This window comes from Paenibacillus sp. FSL M8-0142 (genome assembly GCF_038597315.1).
GTDB lineage: Bacteria > Bacillota > Bacilli > Paenibacillales > Paenibacillaceae > Paenibacillus_AQ > Paenibacillus_AQ lactis.
The window spans coordinates 5,119,996-5,143,455 of record NZ_CP152008.1 but is presented as its reverse complement, the minus strand read 5'-3'; the positions used below and the strand labels follow the sequence as shown (position 1 = coordinate 5,143,455).

Genomic DNA, 23,460 nt, shown 5'->3' with positions numbered 1-23,460 from the left:
GCGGTGATCGATGCGATTCTCCAACAAGGAAGCGGCTTTGCCAACAGTAAATATCGCATTGCTCTCCATTTTCAGCAATCGTTATCGGAGAAAGAAAACGCCGAATTTTTGAAACGGGAATATGGCACGGGCGGGCGCGCCCCTGTACTGATCGGCACGGATATTTATGAGCATCATGATAGCAAAGGCATCACGTTGACCCGACGTTCAATGACGGATCAAGAGCAAAAGCTGGTGTTGCCTTGGATGAAGGTACAGAAGCGGATCGGCGAGTTGCTGGCGGCGGGACGTTATCTGAATCGTTTGGAAACGGAACGACTTCCTGCATTTGCCGAGCAACTGGAGGGGCGCCGCGGGCAGATGGCCGAAGAAGCGTCTGCTCGCGAACGGTTGGAACAAGAACATCCGTCCTCCTCACAGCAGTCGGAGACGATGGAGCGGAAGCAGGCGCGTTATGCCTATGCGCCCGGCGATACGGTTTTTTTTGGCGCGGACGAATATGAGATTTTGCTGGTGGAAAACGGTAACGTGATGCTGCGGGATGTTCATTTTCCGCTTTTCACCAAGGAACTGGAACGCCGAGATTTTGAACGCATCCTGCGTGAAAATCCGCTTAATGATCATCTGCTAACTGATGAACAAGGAGTGGAAACCGAAGCGGAGGAACCTGCCGGAAAAGAAATAGAGCCGGAGCTTTCGGATGGAGATGAGCCGAAGTCTGCCTCGGCATCCCTTCAGTTAACCGAACAAGTATCGGATGAGGCGCATAATGAGGAAGCACCCTCTGCTCCTTCCGCTGTCGAGGATGTACGGTCTGTTGCACCGCAAACGACTGCGGTGAATTACCGTATCACCGATGACCAGTTAGGGCATGGCGGAGCCAAGGTTAAGTATGGTTTTAATGTAGCCGCGATTCGCTTGCTCAAACAATTGGAGCTAGAAGGCCGCCAGGCAACTGCGGATGAACAGGTCGTTCTCGCCCGCTATGTCGGATGGGGCGGAATCCCACAAGTATTTGACGAAGCGAACGCGCAATGGACGGCCGAATATGCCGAACTGCAATCGTTGCTGGAACCGGACGAATATGCGTCCGCTCGCGCATCAACGCTGAACGCTCACTATACGTCTCCAGTTGTCATTAAAGCAATCTATGGTTGTCTGGAAAGGATGGGCTTTCGCAACGGCAATATTTTAGAGCCTTCCTGCGGGATCGGCAATTTCTTCGGGTTAGTTCCGGAGTCGTTTCAAGACTCGCAGCTATTTGGTGTAGAACTGGACAGCATCACAGGTCGCATCGCCAAGCAGCTTTACCCGCAGGCGACGATTGCGATCAGCGGGTTTGAGGAAACCGCTTTGCCGGACAGTTTTTTTGATTTGGCCATAGGGAATGTTCCTTTCGGCGGGTATGGTGTGGCGGATAAACGCTACGACAAGCACAAGTTTCTCATTCACGATTACTTCTTTGCGAAAACATTGGACAAAGTGCGTCCGGGCGGCATTATTGCCTTTATTACGTCCAAAGGAACGATGGATAAACAGAACCCGGCTGTCCGCAAGTATATTGCGGAACGGGCAGAATTGCTGGGTGCGGTTCGTTTGCCGAACAACGCTTTTCAGTCCAACGCCGGAACGGAAGTGACGGCGGATATTTTGTTTCTGCAAAAGCGCGACCGAATGGTGACTGTCACCGAACAAAGTGTGGAATGGATTGGCTTGGCAGAGACAGCCGAAGGCGTGCCGATCAATGCGTACTTTGCTGCGCATCCTGACATGGTGCTTGGGACGATGGCGTTTGATGACCGGATGTATGGCAATAGACAGGAGACGACTTGCAACCCGTACCCGGATGCTAATTTAAGCGAACTGCTGGGAGAAGCACTGACCAATATCCATGCCGATTGGGTGGAGGTTGAGAGGGAAGTAATGCCGGATGAAGAAGACACGTCCCTCCCGGCCGATCCGACCGTGCGCAATTTCAGTTATACCCTTGTGGACGGCCAACTGTATTACCGCGAAAACAGCCGGATGCACCGAGTGGACACGTCGGCCACGGCCGCCGGGCGAATCAAAGGTATGATCCGATTGCGGGATACGGTGCGCGAACTGATCGAATACCAGACGGAAGATTATAGCGACGAAGAGATCCGGGAACAGCAGCGGAAATTGAATGCGCAGTATGATCGTTTTACCGCCCAATACGGTCTGATCAACAGCCGCGCCAACAGCCTGGCATTCGCCGACGATAGCGCCTATTTTTTACTTTGTTCATTGGAAGTGCTCGACGAGGAAGGGAAGCTGCTACGCAAAGCCGATATGTTCACGAAGCGTACGATTCGGCAGCGCACGACCGTTCGGCATGTGGAAACGGCAGAGGAAGCGCTGGGCGTCTCCATTGGAGAAAAAGCACGTGTCGATCTCCCCTATATGCAAGAATTGACCGGCATGACAACGGAACAGCTTGTTCAGGAGTTGCGCGGCGTGATCTTCCCCAACCCGGAAAGACTGGATGAGAAAGGACAGCCGGTTTTTGAAACGGCGGATGCTTATTTGTCTGGCAACGTTCGTGACAAACTTCTGATTGCACGGCGTGCCGCCGAAATGGATGCAGAGCGGTACGGCGAAAATGTCAAAGCATTAGAAGCGGTGCAGCCGAAAGATTTGGATGCTTCCGAGATTGATGTGCGGTTAGGAGCGACGTGGCTTCCTCCGGAAGTGATCCGGGAGTTTATATTCGAACTGGTGGACACGCCATACATGTTCCGGCAGTCTATCGACGTCTTGTATTCCGAATATACAGCTGCCTGGAATGTCCGAGGGAAAAGCAATGACCGCAGCAACAACATTAAAGCCAACGTGACCTTCGGAACGAATCGTGTGAATGCGTATAAGATTTTGGAAGATACCTTAAATTTGCGAGATGTGCGCATTTTCGATACCATGCTGGAGAATGGCGTGGAAAAGCGAGTTTTGAACAAGCAAGAGACCGCAATTGCCCAACAAAAGCAGGAGATGCTGAAAGAAGCGTTCCGCGATTGGATTTGGAAAGACCCGCAGAGGAGGGAACGATTAACGCGCTTGTACAATGATCGTTTCAATGCGATTCGCCCGCGCGAGTATGATGGCAGTCATATTCGGTTTACGGGAATGAATCCGGAAATCCGGCTGCGCCAGCATCAAGTCAATGCGGTTGCCCGGGCGCTGTATGGAGGCAATTCCCTTTTTGCTCATTGTGTAGGCGCAGGCAAAACGTTTGCCATGACCGCTGCGGCCATGGAAAGCAAGCATCTTGGCTTATGCAGCAAAAGCATGTTCGTTGTTCCTAATCATTTGACGGAGCAGTGGGCAGCGGAGTTTTTGCAGCTCTATCCATCGGCCAATATTCTGGTAGCGACCAAGAAGGACTTTGAAACAAAGAACCGGAAGAAGTTTTGCGCGCGGATTGCCACCGGCGACTATGACGCGATCATCATCGGACATTCGCAGTTTGAGAAAATTCCCATATCGATGGAGCGCCAACGTCAACAACTGGAGGAACAAATTTACGAGATCACAAGCGGCATTCGCGAGCTGAAGGAGGCCAAGGGCGAACGGTACGCGATCAAGCAACTGGAGAAGACGAGGAAGACGCTGCAAACCAAGCTGGCAAAGCTGAACGATACCAGCCGCAAGGATGATGTGGTCACCTTCGAGGAGCTGGGAGTGGATCGGCTATTCGTGGACGAGGCCGATTCGTACAAAAACCTGTTTCTTTACACGAAAATGCGCAATGTGGCCGGACTGTCGCAAACCGAAGCGCAGAAGTCGTCGGACATGTTTGCCAAATGCCGCTATCTGGACGAACTGACCGGAGGCCGGGGTATCATCTTTGCGACGGGTACGCCGATCTCCAATTCCATTACGGAAATGTATACGATGCAGCGCTACTTGCAATATGAGCGGCTGCGAAAGCAAGGATTGCAACATTTTGATTCCTGGGCTTCGACGTTTGGCGAGACGGTCACGGCGATTGAACTGGCACCGGAAGGAACGGGCTATCGGGCGAAAACCCGGTTTGCCCGTTTTTACAATTTGCCGGAACTGATGAATATGTTCAAGGAAGTGGCTGACATCCAGACGGCGGACATGCTCCAGCTTCCCGTACCGAAATCCCATTTCCACAATGTTGCCGTGCCGCCAAGCGACTTCCAGCGGGAAATGGTCGCGGATCTCGCCCACCGTGCTGAGCGGGTGCGAGCCAAGGAAGTAGAGCCGCACGAAGACAATATGCTCAAGATTACGAATGATGGGCGTAAGCTGGCACTGGATCAACGGCTGGCCAATCCGATGTTGCCCGATGACGAAGGCAGTAAAGTGAGCGTTTGTGCGGACAATGTGTTTCGGCTATGGAAGGAACACGAGGAAAAGCGGCTAGCCCAACTGGTGTTTTGCGATCTATCCATCCCAAAGCAAGACGGAACGTTCAATGTGTATGACGAACTGCGACGCAAGCTGACAGAGAAAGGGGTGCCTACCGAGGAGATTGCGTACATTCACGATGCCAACACCGAGGTGAAGAAAAAGGAACTGTTCGCCAAGGTGCGGACTGGCCAGATTCGTATACTGCTCGGATCGACATTTAAAATGGGGGCGGGCACCAATGTGCAAACGAAGCTGATTGCGCTTCATGATCTCGATTGCCCTTGGCGCCCGCGCGACCTGGAGCAGCGAAGCGGACGCATTATCCGGCAAGGCAATGAGAATAGCGAGGTACACATTTTTCGGTATGTGACGGAGAACACGTTCGACGCTTATTTGTATCAGACGCTGGAGAATAAACAGCGCTTTATCTCGCAAATCATGACCAGTAAATCGCCGGTACGTTCTGCCGAGGATATCGATGAAGCAGCCCTTTCTTATGCCGAAGTCAAGGCGCTGGCAACCGGTAATCCGTATATCAAAGAGAAGATGGACCTGGATATCCAGGTTTCCAAGCTTAAGCTGCTCAAGGCTAATCACTTGAGCCAACGCTACGCATTGGAGGATCGGTTGCTGAAAGTATTGCCGCAACAAGTCAAATCTACAGAAGATCGAATTGCCGGATATGAACAGGATGTCGCTCTATATCTGCGTTCCAAATCGGCTGTGCCGGAGGGAACGGATGAATCCAAGTTCCCAGGTATGGTCATTAAGGATTTTACCTACACGGAGAGAGCGGCAGCAGGCGCGGCCTTGCTGGAGGCGTGCAAGGGAATGACTTCATCCGAGCCGCAGGAGGCGGGCAGTTATCTCGGTTTTTCCCTATGGTTATCCTTTGACAGCTTCCATAAAGAATACAAGGCGACCCTGCGCGGCGCATTGGACCATACCATCTCGCTAGGGATGGATGCAGGCGGCAACATCACCCGGTTGAACAATATGTTGGCGGATTTGCCAGCCAAACTGGAACATAGCCGCCAGCAACTCTCCACGCTGCTCCAGCAGATGGAAACAGCGAAGGAACAAGTCGAAGCTCCTTTCGAGAAAGAACAGGAGCTGCTAACGAAATCGGCGCGACTCGCGGAACTGAATGCCCTGCTTAATATGGATAAGCGGGAGAATGAAGCCGTGGACAGCGTTCCGGACGAAGAACCGGAAGCGCCCGAACGGCGAGTGGTGGGCCGTGGGCGATAACGGCCTGACACCGTCGTTCCTCCCCCTGAAAGGGAACTTCATGCTGACCATTACGGAGAAGAACATGGTATCGGTGCGAGCATTTCACAGGTCGAAGATCGCTCACTTGTTAAAATTATCAATTTCATGACGAATGGGACTCCGGTTTTGGGGTCCTTTTCTCGTTTCCGGAGGAATGAACATGTTGTATGCCAGCCCAAGCGGCGGATGCTTTTGTCCGATTTTGCCGCCTTTTGGTTACGGAACCAGCTTGATCAAGGAGGGAGAAACCGTGCCATCGTTGGAGTTGATATCCAAAGAGAAAAACGGATTTGGCGACACGTATGATTACATCCGCGACTCAAACGGGGTGACCAGTCAAGTTCATGAAGGCGATTTAGACGCATTCATGAACAAGAAAGGCGTTACGAAGTTGAAGGAAGGCAGAGCTTATACGTACCCCAAAAAGAGGGGTAAGGCACGATGAACCATAACCCCATCGGACGCTGCCTGGATTTCCAAAAGGAGCTGCGGCAATGAGCTATGTAAACAAGGAACAGATCGAACGTGCCAAAAGACTGGACCTGCTCACATATTTGCAAATGTACGAGCCGGCAGAACTGGTCCGATGCTCCCGCAATGTCTACACCACCCGGACACACGACAGCTTGAAAATTTCCAACGGTAAATGGTACTGGTGGTCAAGGGGGATCGGCGGGCGCTCGGCGCTGGACTATTTGATCAAAGTGCGGGGCATGTCTTTTCCCGATGCGGTGCTGCAAATGGAAGGCGTTCATCCAGGCAGCGCACCTGCATTTTCGCAATCTTTGCAACAACGCTCATCTCCAGCGCGGTTTGAACTTCCTGAACCGAATCGTACATCGCATCGCGTCATGGCCTATCTCAGCAAACGTGGTATCCATCGCACGTTGATCGACTACTGTCTCGAAACGGGGCGTTTGTATGAAAGCCGCCGCTATCACAACGCGGTATTCGTCGGTTTCGACCAGCAAGGAACGCCGCGCTATGCGGCGATACGCGGTACGACAAGCACTCGTTATATGGGGGAAGCCGCTGGCAGCGACAAGCGGTATTCGTTTTCCATTCCGGCCTCGGGAAACTGTACGGAACTGCATCTGTTTGAGAGCGCTATTGATCTCTTATCCTACTGTACGCTGGAACATCTCGCTGGCCGGGATTGGCGGCAGGCGCATAAGCTGTCGCTGGCCGGAATATACAGGCCCAGGACAAATGGGGAGGACTCTACTCCCCCGTCTGCCCTAACGCATTACTTGCAGTGCTTTCCCCAGGTGAATCGACTTGTCCTGCACCTGGACAATGATGAGCCGGGGCGATTGGCGGCAGCCACGATACAGAGGCTCCTCTCCCCCGCCCTTCTCATATCCGATGAGCCGCCTAAGTTCGGAAAGGATGTAAACAACGATTTGATGGAATTCCGAAGAAGACGCGGTGAACCATCCCGATAGCGGTAGACGCTGAACGGTTGGCGTCTTTTCTTTCTGGGCTACGGAAAATTTTCACAGCATGTGGATAAGATGTGAATATATGGGGATAAGTGCAGCCGCATTGATTGTATAGCATGTAATAGGTATAATAAAATCAATATACAGCTATGCAAGGAGTGACCAAGATGATTATCAAACCTTCCGCCAGTATCCGGCAAAACTATAATGAAATCGCCGATCTATGCAAAACATCCGGGGAACCGGTTTATCTGACCAAGAACGGTGAAGGCGATCTTGTCGTAATGGACATTGATACGTTTTCCCGTCGCGAGAAGATGTTAAAGCTGCGTGAAGAACTGCTCGCTGTGCAAGAAGATCGTTTGGCGGGCCGTGTTGGCGTGACGCCGGATGAACTGGACGCTTACCTGGAGGGCATTATTGACGAGGTGCAGCATGGAAAAGATGCCCCGTTATAAGATCATCGTCTCCGATCGCGCCCGCCAAATGCTGGCGACTCATGTGCGATTTCTTGCGGAGAAAAGTCCGGATGCCGCGCGAAAAACGAAAAACGAATTACTGCAAGCGATACGTTCCTTGGCGCGAATGCCGGAGCGCTATCCTTTTCTGGAAGCGGAATTTATCCCGTCAAACAAGTATCACAAGATGTTCGTGGAAAAATGGTATCTGGTGTTATATCAAATTCAGGATGAAATCGTGTATGTCGATTACATTGTAGACTGCCGTCAGGATTATCGCTGGTTGGTGAGATAACAAAAAAGTTCGAAGGAAGGCGCTGAGCGGATCGGCGTCTTTTTTGTGTTTTTTGGGTCCCTCTCTTTTTCCCGGCAGGTGCCTTGAAGGCAACGCGAGACGACTGTCTCGTGTTGTAGCAAGCACTGAATTTGGATATCCAAATTCGCTTGTTAGGGGCATAGCCCCTAAGACCCCGTTCGCACGATGCTATTGCCTCGATGCTCGAATTGTCCCGCGGCGATGAGATTTTCTGTCGGTAGCTCATTTTCGGAAAGGGGTGATGCTAATGAGGAAACGACCAATCTCTTTTCTGGTTCGCTTAAATGAAAGCGAGCATGCTCGCCTTATGAGAGAAGTGAAAAAAACGGGACTTTCTCGGGAAGCGTACATTCGGGCACTGATCAATGGGTATACTCCCAAACCGCTACCGCCCCTGGATTATTTCGCGATGATGCGTGAACTAAACGCTATTGGGAATAACCTGAATCAACTCACTGTGAAGGCCCATACGACTGGACATCTAGAACGGGCTGCATTTCAGGTGGAAGCCGACCGCTTGCGCCGCGCAGTCCAGCAGATTCAACAGTCTGTAACCGAACCGGAACGAAGACCACCAGTGAATCCAAATGTGCATCCGCCGTAAGGGGGGAATTTCGCGTGGCAACGACCGCAATCTGGGGTGTGACCGACAGGCTTAAGCGGGTGCTGGATTACGCCGCAAATCCTGACAAGACAGCAGAACGTAGCGAAGGCGGAGGTTTGGAGCAGGTACTCGTATATACACAGGCGGATGCCAAGACGGAGAAGCAACTATATGTCAGCGGTGTCAACTGCGATCCGTCAACGGCTTATGAGCAGATGCAGCGGACGAAGCGGCAGTTTTTTAAGACGGACGGCATATTGGCCTTTCACGCCTATCAAGCGTTTGCGCCGGGTGAGACAACGCCGCAAATCGCCCATACCATCGGTGTTAAACTGGCACAGGAGTTGTGGGGGGAGCGCTTTGAAGTCGTCATATCGACCCATTTGGATAAACAGCATGTGCACAATCACTTTGTGTTAAACTCGGTTTCCTTTGTGGATGGGAAACGGTATTACGACAACAAAGCTTCCTATGCCCTGCTGAGACAGACATCCGACCGGCTTTGCCAGGAACATCACTTGTCGGTGATCGAGCATCCCGAATCGGGCAAAGCCAAGCATTATGGAGAATGGAAAGCGGAACGTGAGCGAAAGCCAACATGGAGAGGGCTAATCCGGCAGGACATCGATCAGGCTATTGCATCTTCCATGACGATGACACAGTTTTTTGCCCATTTACAAAAGCAAGGTTATGAGCTAAAAACGGCGGTTAAACATATGGCGATACGGCCGCCTGGAAAGACACGCTTTGTCCGTTTGCGCAGTCTAGGCGATGGCTATACCGAGGAAGCGATCAAGCAGCGAATATTGCGAAACCGAATACCTGAACGGGAAAGGCCATCCCATGTCCGCAGACGACGTGCCATGTGTAAGAGCCATGTTCGGTCTGGTCGCAAATTGCGCGGCTTGCAAGCTTTATATATCCGCTACTTGTTTGAAATGGGTGTGCTTCCTAGAAAACGAAAGCCTGTCAAAAAGCCATCCTTTAGACTTCGGGAGGATTTGAGACACTTGTCGGTATTGATGGAGCAAACCAAGCTGCTATGCAAGTATCGCCTCACCCATCAAGAGGAGCTTCTCGCTTTCCGTGACAGGTTGGAGGAACAGATCCAATCCCTGCACCTGAAGCGCAAGTCGTTGTACAACCGAATTCGCCGCTGCAAGGATGCTGGCCAGCGAGAACAATACAAAACGCAAATTGCTGTTTGTTCTAAACGGCTTGCCTCGCTTCGAAAGGAGGTGAAGCTGGTTCAAGGCATTTTGGAGCGATCAGGAGAATTACGAGAGACGTTAAACAGAAGTGGCGCACAGGATCGAAAGGAGGAAATTTTCGATGAGTACCGAAACGGAAGCCGCCAATCAGGTTGTCAACATGAGCTTGAAAAGCATCGAAGTCATGGCCAAGATTTCCGGCGAAGGCGCTAAGCATTTGGCGGTATATTTGTTTGCGGCCTTGCAAGGACAAAAACGAACAAAGGGCAGCATCCGGTTGGAGAGTTTGCTGCGCAGTGGGAAAGAATTAAAGGTATTTGCGGTCAAGAACGAAGACCTGGCAACCTTCTGCAAGGAAGCCAAGCGGTATGGCGTGTTGTACTGTGCTTTGCGCGACAAAAAGAACGTGGACGGGATGTGCGATGTGATGGTCCGGGCGGAGGATGCGTCCAAAATCAATCGGATCGTGGAGCGTTTCCACTTGGCCACTGTGGATACCGCCAAAATTAAGAGTGAAATTGAAAAATCCAATGGAATGTCCGAAGCTCCTGCTGTGGAACAAGGACATGAACCAGGTCACGAGCAAGTTCAGGAACAAGAGCTGTCGAAGGAAATCGCAGAAGAAAGGAATACGGACGACTTGTTGGATGAATTGATGGGAAAGTCCGAACTGCCGGAGCCGACTCCATCGGAGGACGACCATTCAACAGCGGAGAAGGAACCGGCGGAAACGTCCCATCCGTCCGAGAATACCTTCGAGCGCAACGAGGTTACCGCAAGGGATACTGATCCACCTTCTCGTCAAGAGCCGGAGCGAGTGTCCGTCCGTCAATTATTGCGGGAAATACGCGAAGAGAACCGGCAGCAAAGGATATGGGAGAAAGACAGACAGCCGCGGGAACAAGCGGAACCGTTGCCGTCTCGAAAGGAGCGGATAGCCGCCGATAAACAACAAGCCAACAAAGCAAAAGGACGAAAGCGAGGGAAAGCCAAATGAGCGAACTGGATGATTTATTCCGACAGGATGCTGCGGCTTCCTCTTCTTTCCGTACAACCGAACCATCCTTCGATAAAGAAGCATGGGTGCAAAAGAAACAGGAGCTGCGGCAATGGACATATGATACGATTGATGCCACCACCTTGTCGGTGATGCAGAACGGTGAGGCGTTCCAGCAATATTTGGATGTCCAGAGCCGCTTTGACCGCTATAGCGTGGCCAATGCGTTGCTGATTCTGGCGCAGCGGCCAAACGCGACTCGCATTGCCGATTTTGACACATGGAAGGAACAAGGGGTATTCATTCGTCGAAAGGAAACAGGGTTTTACATTCTGGAACCGGGCGAAACCTATCAAAAGCAGGATGGCAGCACCGGTATCAGCTACAATCCGAAAAAGATGTTTGATATTGCGCAAACGACCGCCGCGTTGAAACGGGAAGAACCGGCATTCCCGGATGATCGCGCCCGTATTAAAGCGTTAATTGACCTCGCCCCTGTTCCGATTGGCATTGGTGATGCGTTGCCATCGGTAAAGCACGCGTTCTATCAGCCAGATACAAAAAACATTACCATTCGTCGCGGGCTTGAGGCCGGCGATATTTTTCGAGCGCTTGCCCAAGAACTGACACATGCTGAACTGGATCGTGGCGATGGACGGTACAACCGCTCAGATAACGAGTTTGTTGCCTACTCCGCTTCTTATATGTTGTGCAGGCAATTTGGTGTTGCAACCGACACCTTCCGCTTTGATCGAGCGCCGGAGAAGTGGAACGGGTTGGAACCGCAGCAAGTTCGTGCCGAGTTGACGCTCATGAAGGAAGCTTTTCAACAAACATCCCAGAGAATGAACCGGAACCTGTCACAACAGCGCCAGCCTAAACGATACGATCCGGTTCGCTAAGTTTTGTCTGGAGGGAGTGCTATGAAAAAACAGGAACGAATCTTGTCTTTGAATCATTATGAGCACGGGATAGTCGTCCATGCGCTGAATGCGTTACGAAATGACTTAATCGGTGAGAAACGACCGACGGATGCCGTGGATGATTTATTGTTAAAAATGATTGATGCCCCACTTCTAAATAAAAAGCGCTGGAGGCATTATGAAACGCGATGAAGCCGCAAGGAGTAATTTGATACTCTTTGCGGCTTTTTTTATTCCCGTCATCTGGTTGGCACTGTTGGTTGCTCCCGCATGGTCAGAAGGATTGCCGAGTATGTTGGTCCATCTCAGCACGGCGATGCGCCAGCCGCTTAACATAGAGTGGGTGGACGATACGCCCCGCTGCTTGTTGATTTTTGCGCTGATCTATGGGCTTTGCGCTGGGGTTTATTTGGCGACACCACGGAATTATCGTCGGCGGGAAGAGCACGGCAGCGCCCGCTGGGGCCGAGCGAAAACCGTCAATGCCAAGTATCGAGACAGACGGACGGAACAAAACAAAATTTTGACGCAGCGGGTCAAAATCGGTCTGGATGGCCGCAAGCATCGCCGGAACCTGAACGTGTTGGTTGTCGGCGGCTCCGGCGCGGGCAAAACACGGTTCTATGCTAAGCCGAATGTGATGCAAGCCTCGACCTCTTATGTCGTTCTGGACCCAAAGGGGGAAATATTGCGGGACACCGGTCATCTGCTTAAAGCCAAAGGCTATGACATCAAAGTGCTGGACCTGATTCACCCGCATCGTTCGCATGGCTATAACCCGTTTGTCTATTTGCAGGACGACAAGGATGTCTTGAAATTGGTCACGGATTCGTATCCCCACTTCCCGACGGTCTCGCCGATTAACCCCCGAATAGTCGGGTCGTCTTCTACGATCATTATCTTCATCTTCATTCCATACGCCTCCATATCCTTAATCCTATTATATCTTAATTCGGCTAACACTACTGCAACTAGTACCGTGACAAAAATGTAAGCTCGCCAGTAGAAAAACGTAAGTTCAGCGTAAGGATAACTAGTCACCGGCATGGTACGATGGAAATTGAAAAAGGGAAAGCAGGGAGGAAAGATACAGTGGAAACGGTTATTGAAATAAAAGCGTTAACGAAAAGTTATGGGAATAAAGGGAACGTCGTGCCGGTGCTTCACGGGATCGATATGTGCATAGGCGAAGGAGAATTTGTCGGCATTATGGGGCCATCGGGCTCCAGGAAGACAACACTGCTTCATATGGCCGCCACCATCGATGAACCGACCTCCGGCAGCATCGTGATCGACGGGGAAAACGTTCTTCAAATGAACGAGGCGCAGTTATCGGCTTTTCGGCGATCCAAGCTAGGATTCATTTTTCAAGACTATAATTTGCTGGATACGTTGACGGTCAAGGAAAACATTCTGCTCCCCCTCGCGTTGTCCGGTATATCGGTCGACGAATTGGAGAACAGAGTGTCTGCCATTGCGGAACGATTTAACATCAAGCATATTCTAGAAAAATACCCTTACCAAATCTCCGGAGGTCAGAAACAGCGAACTGCTGCCTGCCGTGCCATTGTGACGCGTCCGCGACTGATTCTGGCCGACGAACCGACGGGAGCGCTGGATTCTAAAGCTGCGGCCAGCCTGCTAGAGGCGCTAAATGAACTGAACGAACAAGAGCATGCGACCATTCTGATGGTGACTCATGATGCATTAGCGGCAAGCTACTGCAGTCGAGTTCTCTTTCTAAAAGACGGTGTCATTTTTGCCGAGATCGTCAAAGGAACGACACCGCGACAAGCATTCTTTAAAAAGATACTGGATGTGTTGACGGTGCTTGGAGGGCGTACGGATGACGTTATTTGAGTTGGCCAAGAAAAATATAAAAGGTAATCTTCGCAACTATTTCATATATTTATTTTCCATGTTCGCAAGCGTCGCCATATTTTATGTCTTTGCTTCACTACAATATAGTACGCAGGTAGTCGAGGCTGTCGAATCTTCAGATAGCATGCAATCTGTGTTCATGGTTGGATCAATCATCCTGGTATTGTTTGTATCCGTCTTTATGATGTACTCTGGCCAATTTTTTACCCACAAACGAAAAAAAGAAGTCGGGCTATATGCTTTATTAGGTTTTCCAAAAAAAACAATCGGCCGGATGCTGTTCTATGAAAATATGACAATTGGAGCCGGCGTCCTGGTTCTCGGCATTGTGGCCGGTACGCTATTGTCGAAGCTGTTTGCCATGATTTTAATGCGCTTATTGGGAGTAGCTGTCGATGTCGGAATCACGTTCTCCCTTCCTGCGGTGCTTACCACTGTGGTTATATTTCTTATACTAATTACAATAACTTCTATACAAGCTTATCGATTGGTCTATCGATTCAAGCTTATCGAATTGTTCCGCGCAGAGCAGGAAGGGGAGCAGGAACCGAGGGCGTCGATCGTTCCCGCTGCCGCCGCGGTCGCGTTGCTCATCGTCGGCTACGGATTTGGACTTCGGAATTTTGAAAATAATGAACAGATCTTTACGAACCTGGGCGTCATGACCGTCGGCATCATCGCAGGAACTTTTTTGCTTTTTTCATCGCTCGTTATTTACCTGCTGAAATACGCCAAGAGGCGGAAGTCCCATTATTACAAGGGCATGAACCTAATCATGATTTCCAACCTGGTGTACCGAATGAAAGGGAATGCACGCACGCTAAGCGTCATTACCATCTTGTCCGCAATCGCACTATGCGCCTTCAGTTTCGGTTTCAGCACTTACTACGCTTACGAGCACACGGCACGTGTAACGGCACCTTTTAGTTACATGCATATTGCGCAGGATGACGAAGTCGATCAAAAGGTCGAGGAGATCATACGTGGCGACGATGCGCATCCCGTGAAAGCCAAGATGTCGATTCCGGTCATTCATCTGAGCGGCGAAGCGTCAAGCGACGATATCTTGTCTGATCGTGAGCGCAAGGCAGCCGAGCATCCGGTGAAAGTGATAGCGGCTAGCACATATAATCGTGTAGCGGATGCGCTGAGTCTTGACCGGTTAACGTTGAACGAATCTGACCATGCGATCGCTATTCGCCCCATGTATACGGATTACGAATGGGCGGATTATGCAGGAGAAACCATCACCCTGGATTTGCCTAATGGGAACGTTAATTTAGCATTTGCAGGCATGACGCTTGAACGTGTTCTCAATTGGCATTATCCGGATATTATGGTCGTCGTTGCGGACGATACATTTCGCAAGCTGGAAGCGCAAGTTCCTACCAAGCAATATGTTGGTTACATCGTTGAGGACCAGAAGAATACGAAAGAGACTGCCGATGCGCTTGCAGCTATACAGACATCAGAAATGAAGCTGTCGACCTATTATTCCGTGTATCGCCTCGGCATCGAGAATGCGGCTTTCAATGTTTTCATTCTAGGGTTTTTGGGTGTGATGTTCCTTCTAGCAACGGGAAGTATCCTATACTTTAAACAGTTGACGGAGGCGACGAACGATCGTTCTCGCTATGAGATATTGAAAAAAATCGGCGTGAGCCACAAGGAAATCGCCGCTACGATCCTGAAACAGAACGCACTGATCTTCTTGTTGCCGCTGTTGGTCGGCCTCGGTCATTATTTGATTATCTTTAACTGGCTGCGGAAGCTCTTCGGAGGAATGGGTGGTATAAATCTCCTGCTTCCAATATTGGTTTGCGTTGGATTGTTTATGGTGATCTATATGACATATTACATGATCACAGTAAATTCTATCATAAAGTTTATTAACGGGGAGTCTGCTCGTAAGGTTAGGTTCGCCATGTTCGCCTCAGCAGCCGTAATGGTTGCGGCCGTTAGCCTGTTCATCTTGGCGGAACCGCCAGTACAATACGACGAACCGCATACCGGTGAACGGATTCACATCACGTTACCTGAGCCGACTGGCGAGATGCCAGTGGGCGTGACGGAGCTCCACTTGACAGATATCGACCGAGCCGATCCTTGGGTAAAGGATCGAAAGCGGGAGCTTATGATCAGCATCTGGTACCCGGCCACCCGGGAGGTTGGCCAGAAAGCCAAATATATACCGCCAAACGCAGCTGCATTTTACGACGAAACCGTCATGCCGACAATCGGAGTAGAGCCCGGCCGAATCGATCTATCCAACATCGGCGTTCATGCTTCGCTGAACGCACCCGCAGAGCACGGAGAGAAGGGCTGGCCTGTCATCATATATTCTCCGGGCGGATCTGTTCCGAGAAGTCTAGGTACGATTAACGTTCAGGAATTGGCCAGTAATGGCTATGTCGTTGTGACCATTGACCATACATATGAGACAACGGTCGTCGAGTTTCCCGAAGGGAGAATAGAGACCGAGCAATTGCCTGATTTCGGGGCGGATACGGTACTGAAAATGATGAGCGTCAGGGTTGATGATGTCCGGTTTGTACTGGATCGACTGGAGGCGCTCAAGGAAGGGAACAATCCGGATCATGCGAAACGTGAGCTGCCTGAAGGGTTGGACCTTGCACTGGACTTATCTAGAATCGGCATTTTTGGTCATTCTGCTGGCGGCGCAACGGCTGCCCAAGCGATGTATGAAGATGAGCGAATCGGCGCCGGTATCGATATGGATGGCTCGATGGGCTATTTACCCAACCACCTGCTTCCGGTTGCTCAGCATGGACTTGACCGCCCGTTTTTACTAATGAATGCTGGTTTTACCGACGAGGGAGAGGTGGATCCCCATCTCACGGCGGAGGATAGGGCATCGTTCTGGAACGAGTCGAGCGGGTGGAAACTAGATGTAGCGATACCGAACGGGGCGCATTATACGTTCACCGATCAACAATATCTGCTGCCGCAAATAAGCAGTAAGCTGAGCCTTTCTCCTCAAGTCGTCCAGGGGAGTGTTGGAATCGTCGAGCCGGAACAGGCGCTTGCGGCACAACGCGATTACATTACCGCGTTTTTCGACATGCATCTGAAAGGGGTGTCGCAGCCCCTGTTAGAGTCATCAAAATCTCCTTATGCGAATGTGGAGGTGTTGGAATAACGGTCATAACTGAACCATCTAGAGGAAAAGTTGTAAAATCAAGCACTACGGGTTACTACTCTAATTTTAAGGGGCTGTCTCAAAGTCATAAATGACTAGGGACAGATCCCTCTTTTATAATCTTGCAGTTGTCGGGAGGGGGAACGAGTTCTGGTCGCTCTTGAACGTCGTGTTCTTGGAAAAGGTTAGAAGAGTACAACACGACGTTCAAAGGGCGGACGTAAACTCCTTCACCCATACCCACTCCCTCGCCCTTTTGTAACCTGAATGAGCCGCCTGCAGTCATTAAGCCCATGCGCGCTTCACTTCTGCGCGAGAGCATACAAAAAAATGAAAGCGTGTATGAAGTACAAATGCGTTACTACCGATGTGCAGACTTGAAGGTTGCCCACTTAAGGAGCGTTGCAGCAAAGCGCAAGGGAATCGCGAGATTAAAGTGAGAAATGACTTATCTTGGCTAAAAGGCAAAAGCATGTGAAGAACTTCAGAGCGAGGAAGGTCGTGAACTTTCCGTCCGGCGCATGATCGAGGTGGAAAGTGTAATTCGGTGAAATGAAGAACAACCGGGGATTCCGGCGTTTCTTGCTTCAAAATTTGCCGGAAGTAAGCCAAGAGGTCGGATCAGACTTACCAAGAATACTAGAAGTTAATGGCCGCCCTGCTGGATGAAGCAAAAGCGAATAACACAATAAATCTGGAACATGATTTGCGAAGACCGACCGATCACATTCATGACTCGCCAAATACTTCAGAAACTAATCGCTGGGTGAAGATATTGCCTTGAATTCTACATGCCTTGCGATGCTTAGCTCTTGTGTGTAATGCGGACGTCTATAAGTCGGATCACCGGTTCAAACCCTGCATCAAGTAAGCATGAGCGGCGTGTATCATGCAGGGGAGCGGAAGTTTCCATTGTTCCGACCGATTGTTCCAATGATTTTGTTGTGATAAACGTATGAGACATATCATGTTCTCCTCTGCGTGGAGTGGTTGGTCAGAGAGTCAAGGGTGTCTCTTTTTACATTTCATAGAACTGAATTTGGGCAAGTAAAGTTAATCAAGCTAAGGGGTGGGGGTTTCATGAAACAGGCAAGTAGGTTATAGTGACAAGTGGAAAAATAGAGTGGAGGAGTTAAGCATGGTCAAACAACGCAAAATTTTACTAACCGCAACTATTGTCTATACCATTATTGTACTTTATTTTATGTTCTTCGCTTTCGGCAGAGGAGAGGCTTCGGAGCAAATTTCCAGCTACACCTTTATTTTCATGCCCGAGAACTTTATTAGTTTGCCGTCTCCAGCTGATCTCCTGCATCCCAACCTAATGAGTATGGTGGCTTTCGGGAACACTATTGCGTTTATTCCTTTCGGTATATTGATTCCATGGCTATACCGGGTCAGCTTTGTCCGGTTCATCATCTTATTCTTCATCGCGATTCTTGTGCTGGAAACGATCCAGGCCCTTACATTCCTGGGCAGCTTCGATATCAACGACGCTCTTCAGAATTCGATTGGAGCAGCCCTCGGTTTTGGGGCGTACAAGCTTGGTTTCCGTTACCGGAGCCTCGGGCGCAATCTGGTGGCAACGGCTATATCGGGTATGGTTCTTTTTATAGCTTTATGGGGATTAGGGGCGGCGGTAGACAAAATAACAACTAAAGTAGAGGGTCCGTTTGTGGCGATCACTGAATGGACGGACAACTCGGGCAATTCATCCACCGGAGACAAACCGGACAGTATTCAAATCAACGGACAGAAGATACCGCTCCGCTATAACCTATATGGCGCTGAAGGCGGAGATTCCAGAACGTTCACGTACAAGTCTGAGGGACAGACGATTTTCTCCTTCGATTACGGATGCCCCGAACCAACGGATTATTCCGGTAGTATCAGTGTTACTCGGGATGACAGGGAGATCATGAGCAATTCTGGAGAACTTCAGCGTACTCATCCTGATCTGTTCCCTTCGCTATTCAAGATTCCGCTTGAGCCGGGGGATGAGCTGAAGATCACGATTAAGGGCGACATGAAAGCATGGGATGTCGGGTATACGCGGATGCAGTATTTCTGGAACTAAGTGCTTAAAGGGATTTCGCCGCCATTTTATCATGAATAACACCTAGCGTTTGGGTTTTCAAGCGCTTTTTTTACTTTTGAGATCGGGATTTTCAGAAACCTGGTTATAACCTAGGCTGGTTGGTTGTCCAATTGGGTATTTTAAAGGAGCTGAAGGTCTGGAGAACGATCGGCTCCTCCGCTTACCGAGTATATCGCTATGAAGGGAAGCTCAATCTCTTGGAAAATGCCGCCCTGCTCCTATGTTGGAAAGAGGGAGATGGCTTTGAATCTAAGCTGATGAAGGCCTTTCTGAGCACGGATATTTCACTGAGCAATGAAGAGATTCTATGCTATTACAGCAAACGTTGGGACATTGAAACGTATTTTCGAACTGCGAAAGTACAACCGGCCATGGATCGTTACCAGGTTCGATCTACTCAGGCGATTGATCGTTACTTGACCCTGCTCATGTTTTCTACGTTATATTACCAGTATGACAGCCAAGGAAGTTTAAACGATGGGTTACATCACTACCGTATCCAGAAAAAGCACGACATGATTGAATATATTTACAACCAAGCCAAAAGTGAGGCAACATTAGACCAAATTAAAACATGGCTAAGCGTTGCATAGGGATACTGTCAGCTCTTAAAACTTACAAATTATTGAAGCGATTATTGGCAGGTACAGTTAAAGAAAATACAAGAGCGAAATCCCGTGTAAAAAAGAAAACGCTCTTTTTGTGTTAATGGCGATAAAAAATGGCTATTCAGACCTCGCTGCGGCATCTATTGATTTGAAAATCTCCGTTGTTACCTTATGGATCATCTTTACATCTTCGCTCTTCTTCCCTAATAGAAATTGATAGTGGACCTCAAGGACAGTTCTGGTCTCAAATTCCTGAGAATCTGGATCGATTTCTCGAAAATCTAAAAGATTTCCTGGCTTTATGTTAAGAGCGTCCATGATTTTTTCCAATGAATCAATGGATAGATTTCTTTTTCCAAGTTCAACTTCGGTTAAATATGAGGTTTGTTGCCCTGTTATTTGGCTTAATTGAAGTAAGGTCAGATTTTTTTTATTACGTATGCTACGAATTTTTTCACCGATCAGTTTTTTTAAATCAGACATCGATTTACAACCTCCCTGCTTATCCTAAGGGTAAGTGTTTCAATCGGAAAAATACATAACATTATAAGTTAAATATATTGACTCAATTGGGACTGCGTATTAGTGAGTTGATCACTATTTATAGCGCCTCAATCAAGCAAGTAGGCGGCGATACGATGCTAATTTATTCAACTGGAAAGTTGAGTCCCGAACCAGTAGAGGTTTCAAAGCCAGCGAATCAACTAGTAGTATACGCATTGGATAAAATCAAAGAATATGCAGTGCCGTTACAAAAGGAATCAGGGCTTCCATATTTGTTCCTGTCAAGAAATAGAAGCAAAAAAGGCTACCCGGTTGGATTGGCTTCGCATTCAAATTGGAATAAGAATCATTTGCGACCATGGATTAAACAGCATAATATCCGAGATAAGAACAACGAATTAATTGATTTTACTAGCCATACATTCCGTCATGTATTTGCAAGCTACGCATTAAAGGGTGGGGCATCGATAGAGGTGGCGTTACAGCATATTTGCCATCCTCCCACCTAAACCTTGTGGAACCTTTGTAACCGTCAAGTCCTTTTGATTTTCAAAAAATTAATAGTAAACATTACGAAGTGGTTGACATATAAAAGTAGTCGCTGTTACAATATGCATGAGTTAATCGTAATGATTACGATTAACATCATTTTGAGTGAAGTGTTGTATGAATCAAAAGACAGGAGGTTCAAAGTGATGCATGCATACAAGCGGCAAAATTTACTTCGCCAATGGAGCGGAGGACTGCTAGCAGGAGTTATGTTCGTATCCGGTTGTGCAGCGCCGTCCAATCCTGCGAGCGACAATAATCGTGATGCATTGGAGTTATCGCCGTCAGCGGAGTCTAGACCTGTATCTGTTCATGATGGGGAGGAAGAAAAGGCGTCGTTTCTCACGTTCGAAGACGACACTGGAAGGGAGATTCGGCTGCCTGAGCAACCACAGCGCATCATCGTCCTATCGCCGCAGCTATTGGATTTGCTTTATTCGGTTGACGGTCACGCCATTGCCCACGCCACATCACCGGGTGGAACGGTGCCGGATGAGGCGGAGCGAATCGAAGAAGTCGGGGGAATGACGACCGTCAATAAGGAGAAGCTACTTGCTTTAAAGCCTGATCTCGTGATCGGCTCTGTGGTGTTTCACCGTGAGTTAACGGCGATTTTGGATGCGAGTAACGTGCCGTTCGCCCTGTTCAATCTGAGTACATATGCAGATTTGCAACAAAAAGCGGTGTTGTTCGGTCAGCTCTCTGGGACGGAAAACAAAGCTAGGGAAGCACTTGCCGATTTGGATCAGGAAATTCGTGAATGGACTGCCCGGGTACCGGCCAGTGATGCACCAACTTTCATCATGCTGAACGTGACCCCTAACAGCCTTTCTGTGCAGCGGCAAGATACCGTCGGAATCGAGGTCGCAACTATGCTGCATATGAACAATTTGGCGGAAACATGGGAAGCAGCAAGCGACAGTCCGTCGACTGCACCATTTAGTCTGGAAAAAATCGTCGAGCTAAATCCGGATTATGTTTTTATTCTGATCCACGGGGCGCGAGAAGATGGGGAGAAGAAAATTCAATCCGATCTGGCCAGCCAACCTGCATGGACATCGCTGCGTGCGGTGAAGGAAAACCGTATGGTCATCTTGCCGTCTGATCGGTTTCTCTCAAACCCGGGATTTCGATTAAGTGAATCGGTCGAATATTTGGCTAAACTTGTTTATCCGAATACATATGAGAATGGTCATTAATGCTTTCCGTGTTCCGATGTCCAAAGGCGTTCTAGTCATTGTCGCTTTGACGGCTGCGGTAATCCTCGCTACTGGATTCAGCATCGGTACCGGAGCAGTCCGCATTTCTTTGTCAGAGATTTGGTTATATGTCTTTCACGGTTATGACGGTCCAATGAAGGAAATTGTGTGGAACATTCGGCTGCCTCGCACGTTAGTGGGCACGCTCGTTGGAGCTAATCTGGCACTGTCCGGTGCACTCTTGCAAGGCGTGATGCGGAACTCGCTGGCAGATCCGCACATCATCGGCGTGTCATCTGGAGCAGGATTATTCGGCATCATCGTTCTCATTTTATTTCCACATCTATGGTCGATGCTGACACCTATCGCTTTTCTTGGCGCTTCCGGAGCTGCCGCCATCATTTATTTGCTTGCCTGGAAGGACGGTGTACAGCCGGTGCGCCTAATACTTGCAGGCGTGGCCGTGTCCGCCTTTCTCGGCTCTGGCATCTCCGCATTGTTAATTTTCTTCAGCGATCGGGTGAACGGTGCCCTCGTGTTTATGGTTGGCGGCTTGTCCGCCAAAAGCTGGCCAGAGCTTGAAATCATTCTCCCTTATTCGCTCATTGGCATGAGCCTGGCGTTCATTGGCAGCTCGCATTTGAATATACTTGCCCTTGGCGATTCCAATGCACGCGGCCTCGGCTTGTCGGTGGAAGCAGCTCGCTTCTTCCTGACGGCGCTCGCTACCTTGCTTGCCGCAAGCGCGGTCAGCGTCGTCGGCCTGCTCGGCTTCGTCGGTCTGATCGTTCCGCATTCAGCCCGCTTGCTGATCGGCAGTGATTATCGGTTCTTACTTCCTGCATCCGTGCTGCTTGGAGCGGCCGTCGTGACCTTTTGCGATACACTCGCCCGCTTGATGTTTGCTCCTTTGGAGCTGCCGGTCGGCATTATGATGGGAGCTTTGGGGGCGCCGTTCTTTCTATATTTGCTAAGGAGGGAAGCGAGATGACGTTGTTACGCTTGGAAGACGTGTCCGTGAGGCTTCACAACCGTACGGTGCTGGATTCGCTGAATTGGCAGGTGGAGGTCGGAAAAATTTACAGCATTATCGGTCCGAATGGCAGCGGCAAAAGCACCTTGCTCAAAACTTGCGCCGGTCAATTAAAGCCTGCGCAAGGAAAGGTGCTCTTGCAAGGCAGACTGCTCGACAGCTATCCCCGTCGGCAGTTGGCACGGCATATGGCAATGCTTCAGCAAAGTCAAGCATCTCTGCCGGACGTGTCCGTGCGTTCGCTGGTCAGTTACGGACGTTTTCCTCATCAGCCTGTATGGGGCGCAAAGCGCAAGGAAGACGAGAAGATTGTCGAATGGGCCATGGCTCAGACCGGAACGCTACCCTTCGCGGAGCGAAAGCTGTCTAACTTATCCGGCGGAGAACGGCAACGCGTATGGATTGCCATGACCTTGGCACAGCAATCGGGGCTAATCTTATTAGATGAACCGACGACCTATCTCGATGTCAATCACCAGTGGGAGGTTATGGAGCTAGTCCACGATCTGAATCGCAAATATAGCATTACGATCGTCATGGTCCTGCACGATCTCAACCATGCTGCAGCTTGCTCCGATGAATTGTTGGTGATGCGAGCTGGCGAAATGTATGCCAGCGGACCGCCGGAGCAAGTCATCACCGATCGCATGCTGCGCGATGTGTTCGGTGTGAGAGGGAGCGTAGGAAGGGATGATCGAAGCGGTCGCATGCATTGCCATATCGAAGGGCTGCTTGAAGCGGTGGATTTCTCAGCTCAACCCGCAATCGCGGCAGTCAAATAACGAATGTCTTGATTTCGTGTATATG

General features: G+C 49.8%; 20 protein-coding genes. 19 read left to right on the top strand and 1 reads right to left on the bottom strand.

The genetic code is table 11. The annotated features are described in order from the left end of the window. Positions 1-3: 3 nt before the first annotated feature. From NSQ46_RS23630 to NSQ46_RS23560, 15 genes are all read left to right on the top strand, one after another. Complete coding sequence (locus tag NSQ46_RS23630; RefSeq protein ID WP_342574929.1) at positions 4-5,649, top strand: DEAD/DEAH box helicase family protein; 5,646 nt, start codon at positions 4-6, stop codon at positions 5,647-5,649. A 181-nt stretch (positions 5,650-5,830) separates the two neighbouring features. Continuing rightward, positions 5,831-6,115, top strand: a complete 285-nt coding sequence (locus NSQ46_RS23625) for a hypothetical protein (protein WP_055109589.1) — start codon at positions 5,831-5,833, stop codon at positions 6,113-6,115. 49 nt (positions 6,116-6,164) lie between these two features. Then, positions 6,165-7,115, top strand: coding sequence for a DUF3991 domain-containing protein (locus NSQ46_RS23620; protein WP_007130981.1), 951 nt, complete (start codon positions 6,165-6,167; stop codon positions 7,113-7,115). A 164-nt stretch (positions 7,116-7,279) separates the two neighbouring features. Then, entirely contained in the window at positions 7,280-7,570 is a 291-nt protein-coding gene (locus NSQ46_RS23615; RefSeq protein ID WP_007130980.1) for a type II toxin-antitoxin system Phd/YefM family antitoxin, read from the top strand. Continuing rightward, positions 7,548-7,865, top strand: coding sequence for a type II toxin-antitoxin system RelE/ParE family toxin (locus tag NSQ46_RS23610; RefSeq protein ID WP_007130979.1), 318 nt, complete (start codon positions 7,548-7,550; stop codon positions 7,863-7,865). The genes NSQ46_RS23615 and NSQ46_RS23610 overlap by 23 nt, the downstream gene beginning before the upstream one ends. A 268-nt stretch (positions 7,866-8,133) precedes the next feature. After that, a complete protein-coding gene (gene mobC / locus NSQ46_RS23605; RefSeq protein WP_040739004.1) occupies positions 8,134-8,490 on the top strand; it encodes a plasmid mobilization relaxosome protein MobC in 357 nt (118 codons plus the stop codon). 14 nt (positions 8,491-8,504) lie between these two features. Continuing rightward, on the top strand, positions 8,505-9,914 hold the full coding sequence (locus NSQ46_RS23600; protein ID WP_007130977.1) for a relaxase/mobilization nuclease domain-containing protein: 1,410 nt from the start codon (positions 8,505-8,507) through the stop codon (positions 9,912-9,914). Further along, on the top strand, positions 9,823-10,698 hold the full coding sequence (locus tag NSQ46_RS23595) for a PcfB family protein (RefSeq protein WP_040739002.1): 876 nt from the start codon (positions 9,823-9,825) through the stop codon (positions 10,696-10,698). The genes NSQ46_RS23600 and NSQ46_RS23595 overlap by 92 nt, the downstream gene beginning before the upstream one ends. Further along, entirely contained in the window at positions 10,695-11,600 is a 906-nt protein-coding gene (locus NSQ46_RS23590) for a hypothetical protein (protein ID WP_007130975.1), read from the top strand. Before NSQ46_RS23595 ends, NSQ46_RS23590 begins: the two co-directional genes overlap by 4 nt. 21 nt (positions 11,601-11,621) lie before the next feature. Continuing rightward, on the top strand, positions 11,622-11,813 hold the full coding sequence (locus NSQ46_RS23585; RefSeq protein ID WP_007130974.1) for a hypothetical protein: 192 nt from the start codon (positions 11,622-11,624) through the stop codon (positions 11,811-11,813). A gap of 100 nt (positions 11,814-11,913) precedes the next feature. Then, positions 11,914-12,615: a type IV secretory system conjugative DNA transfer family protein gene (locus NSQ46_RS23580; RefSeq protein ID WP_244152735.1), complete on the top strand. Its 702-nt coding sequence runs from the start codon at positions 11,914-11,916 to the stop codon at positions 12,613-12,615. 98 nt (positions 12,616-12,713) lie between these two features. After that, positions 12,714-13,481, top strand: a complete 768-nt coding sequence (locus NSQ46_RS23575) for an ABC transporter ATP-binding protein (RefSeq protein WP_342574923.1) — start codon at positions 12,714-12,716, stop codon at positions 13,479-13,481. A 160-nt stretch (positions 13,482-13,641) separates the two neighbouring features. Then, positions 13,642-16,662, top strand: a complete 3,021-nt coding sequence (locus NSQ46_RS23570) for an FtsX-like permease family protein (RefSeq protein WP_342574921.1) — start codon at positions 13,642-13,644, stop codon at positions 16,660-16,662. Between the two features lie 1,138 nt (positions 16,663-17,800). Then, entirely contained in the window at positions 17,801-18,739 is a 939-nt protein-coding gene (locus NSQ46_RS23565) for a VanZ family protein (RefSeq protein WP_095397594.1), read from the top strand. Between the two features lie 131 nt (positions 18,740-18,870). Further along, complete coding sequence (locus NSQ46_RS23560) at positions 18,871-19,353, top strand: hypothetical protein (protein ID WP_095397593.1); 483 nt, start codon at positions 18,871-18,873, stop codon at positions 19,351-19,353. Positions 19,354-19,485: 132 nt separating this feature from the next. Here the strand turns inward: NSQ46_RS23560 and NSQ46_RS23555 are convergent, their stop codons facing one another. Beyond that, positions 19,486-19,851, bottom strand: coding sequence for a helix-turn-helix transcriptional regulator (locus NSQ46_RS23555; protein ID WP_055109574.1), 366 nt, complete (start codon positions 19,849-19,851; stop codon positions 19,486-19,488). A 77-nt stretch (positions 19,852-19,928) separates the two neighbouring features. Here NSQ46_RS23555 and NSQ46_RS23550 point away from each other — a divergent pair, with 77 nt between their 5' ends. The 4 genes from NSQ46_RS23550 (at position 19,929) to NSQ46_RS23535 (ending at position 23,435) form a co-directional block, all read left to right on the top strand. Further along, positions 19,929-20,381 (top strand): site-specific integrase, encoded by a 453-nt coding sequence (locus NSQ46_RS23550; RefSeq protein WP_074048690.1) that lies wholly within the window; start codon positions 19,929-19,931, stop codon positions 20,379-20,381. 120 nt (positions 20,382-20,501) lie between these two features. Beyond that, complete coding sequence (locus NSQ46_RS23545; RefSeq protein ID WP_342574912.1) at positions 20,502-21,620, top strand: ABC transporter substrate-binding protein; 1,119 nt, start codon at positions 20,502-20,504, stop codon at positions 21,618-21,620. Further along, complete coding sequence (locus tag NSQ46_RS23540) at positions 21,610-22,611, top strand: iron ABC transporter permease (protein ID WP_100085244.1); 1,002 nt, start codon at positions 21,610-21,612, stop codon at positions 22,609-22,611. Before NSQ46_RS23545 ends, NSQ46_RS23540 begins: the two co-directional genes overlap by 11 nt. Further along, a complete protein-coding gene (locus NSQ46_RS23535) occupies positions 22,608-23,435 on the top strand; it encodes an ABC transporter ATP-binding protein (RefSeq protein WP_007130966.1) in 828 nt (275 codons plus the stop codon). Before NSQ46_RS23540 ends, NSQ46_RS23535 begins: the two co-directional genes overlap by 4 nt. The last annotated feature ends 25 nt before the right edge of the window (positions 23,436-23,460 follow it).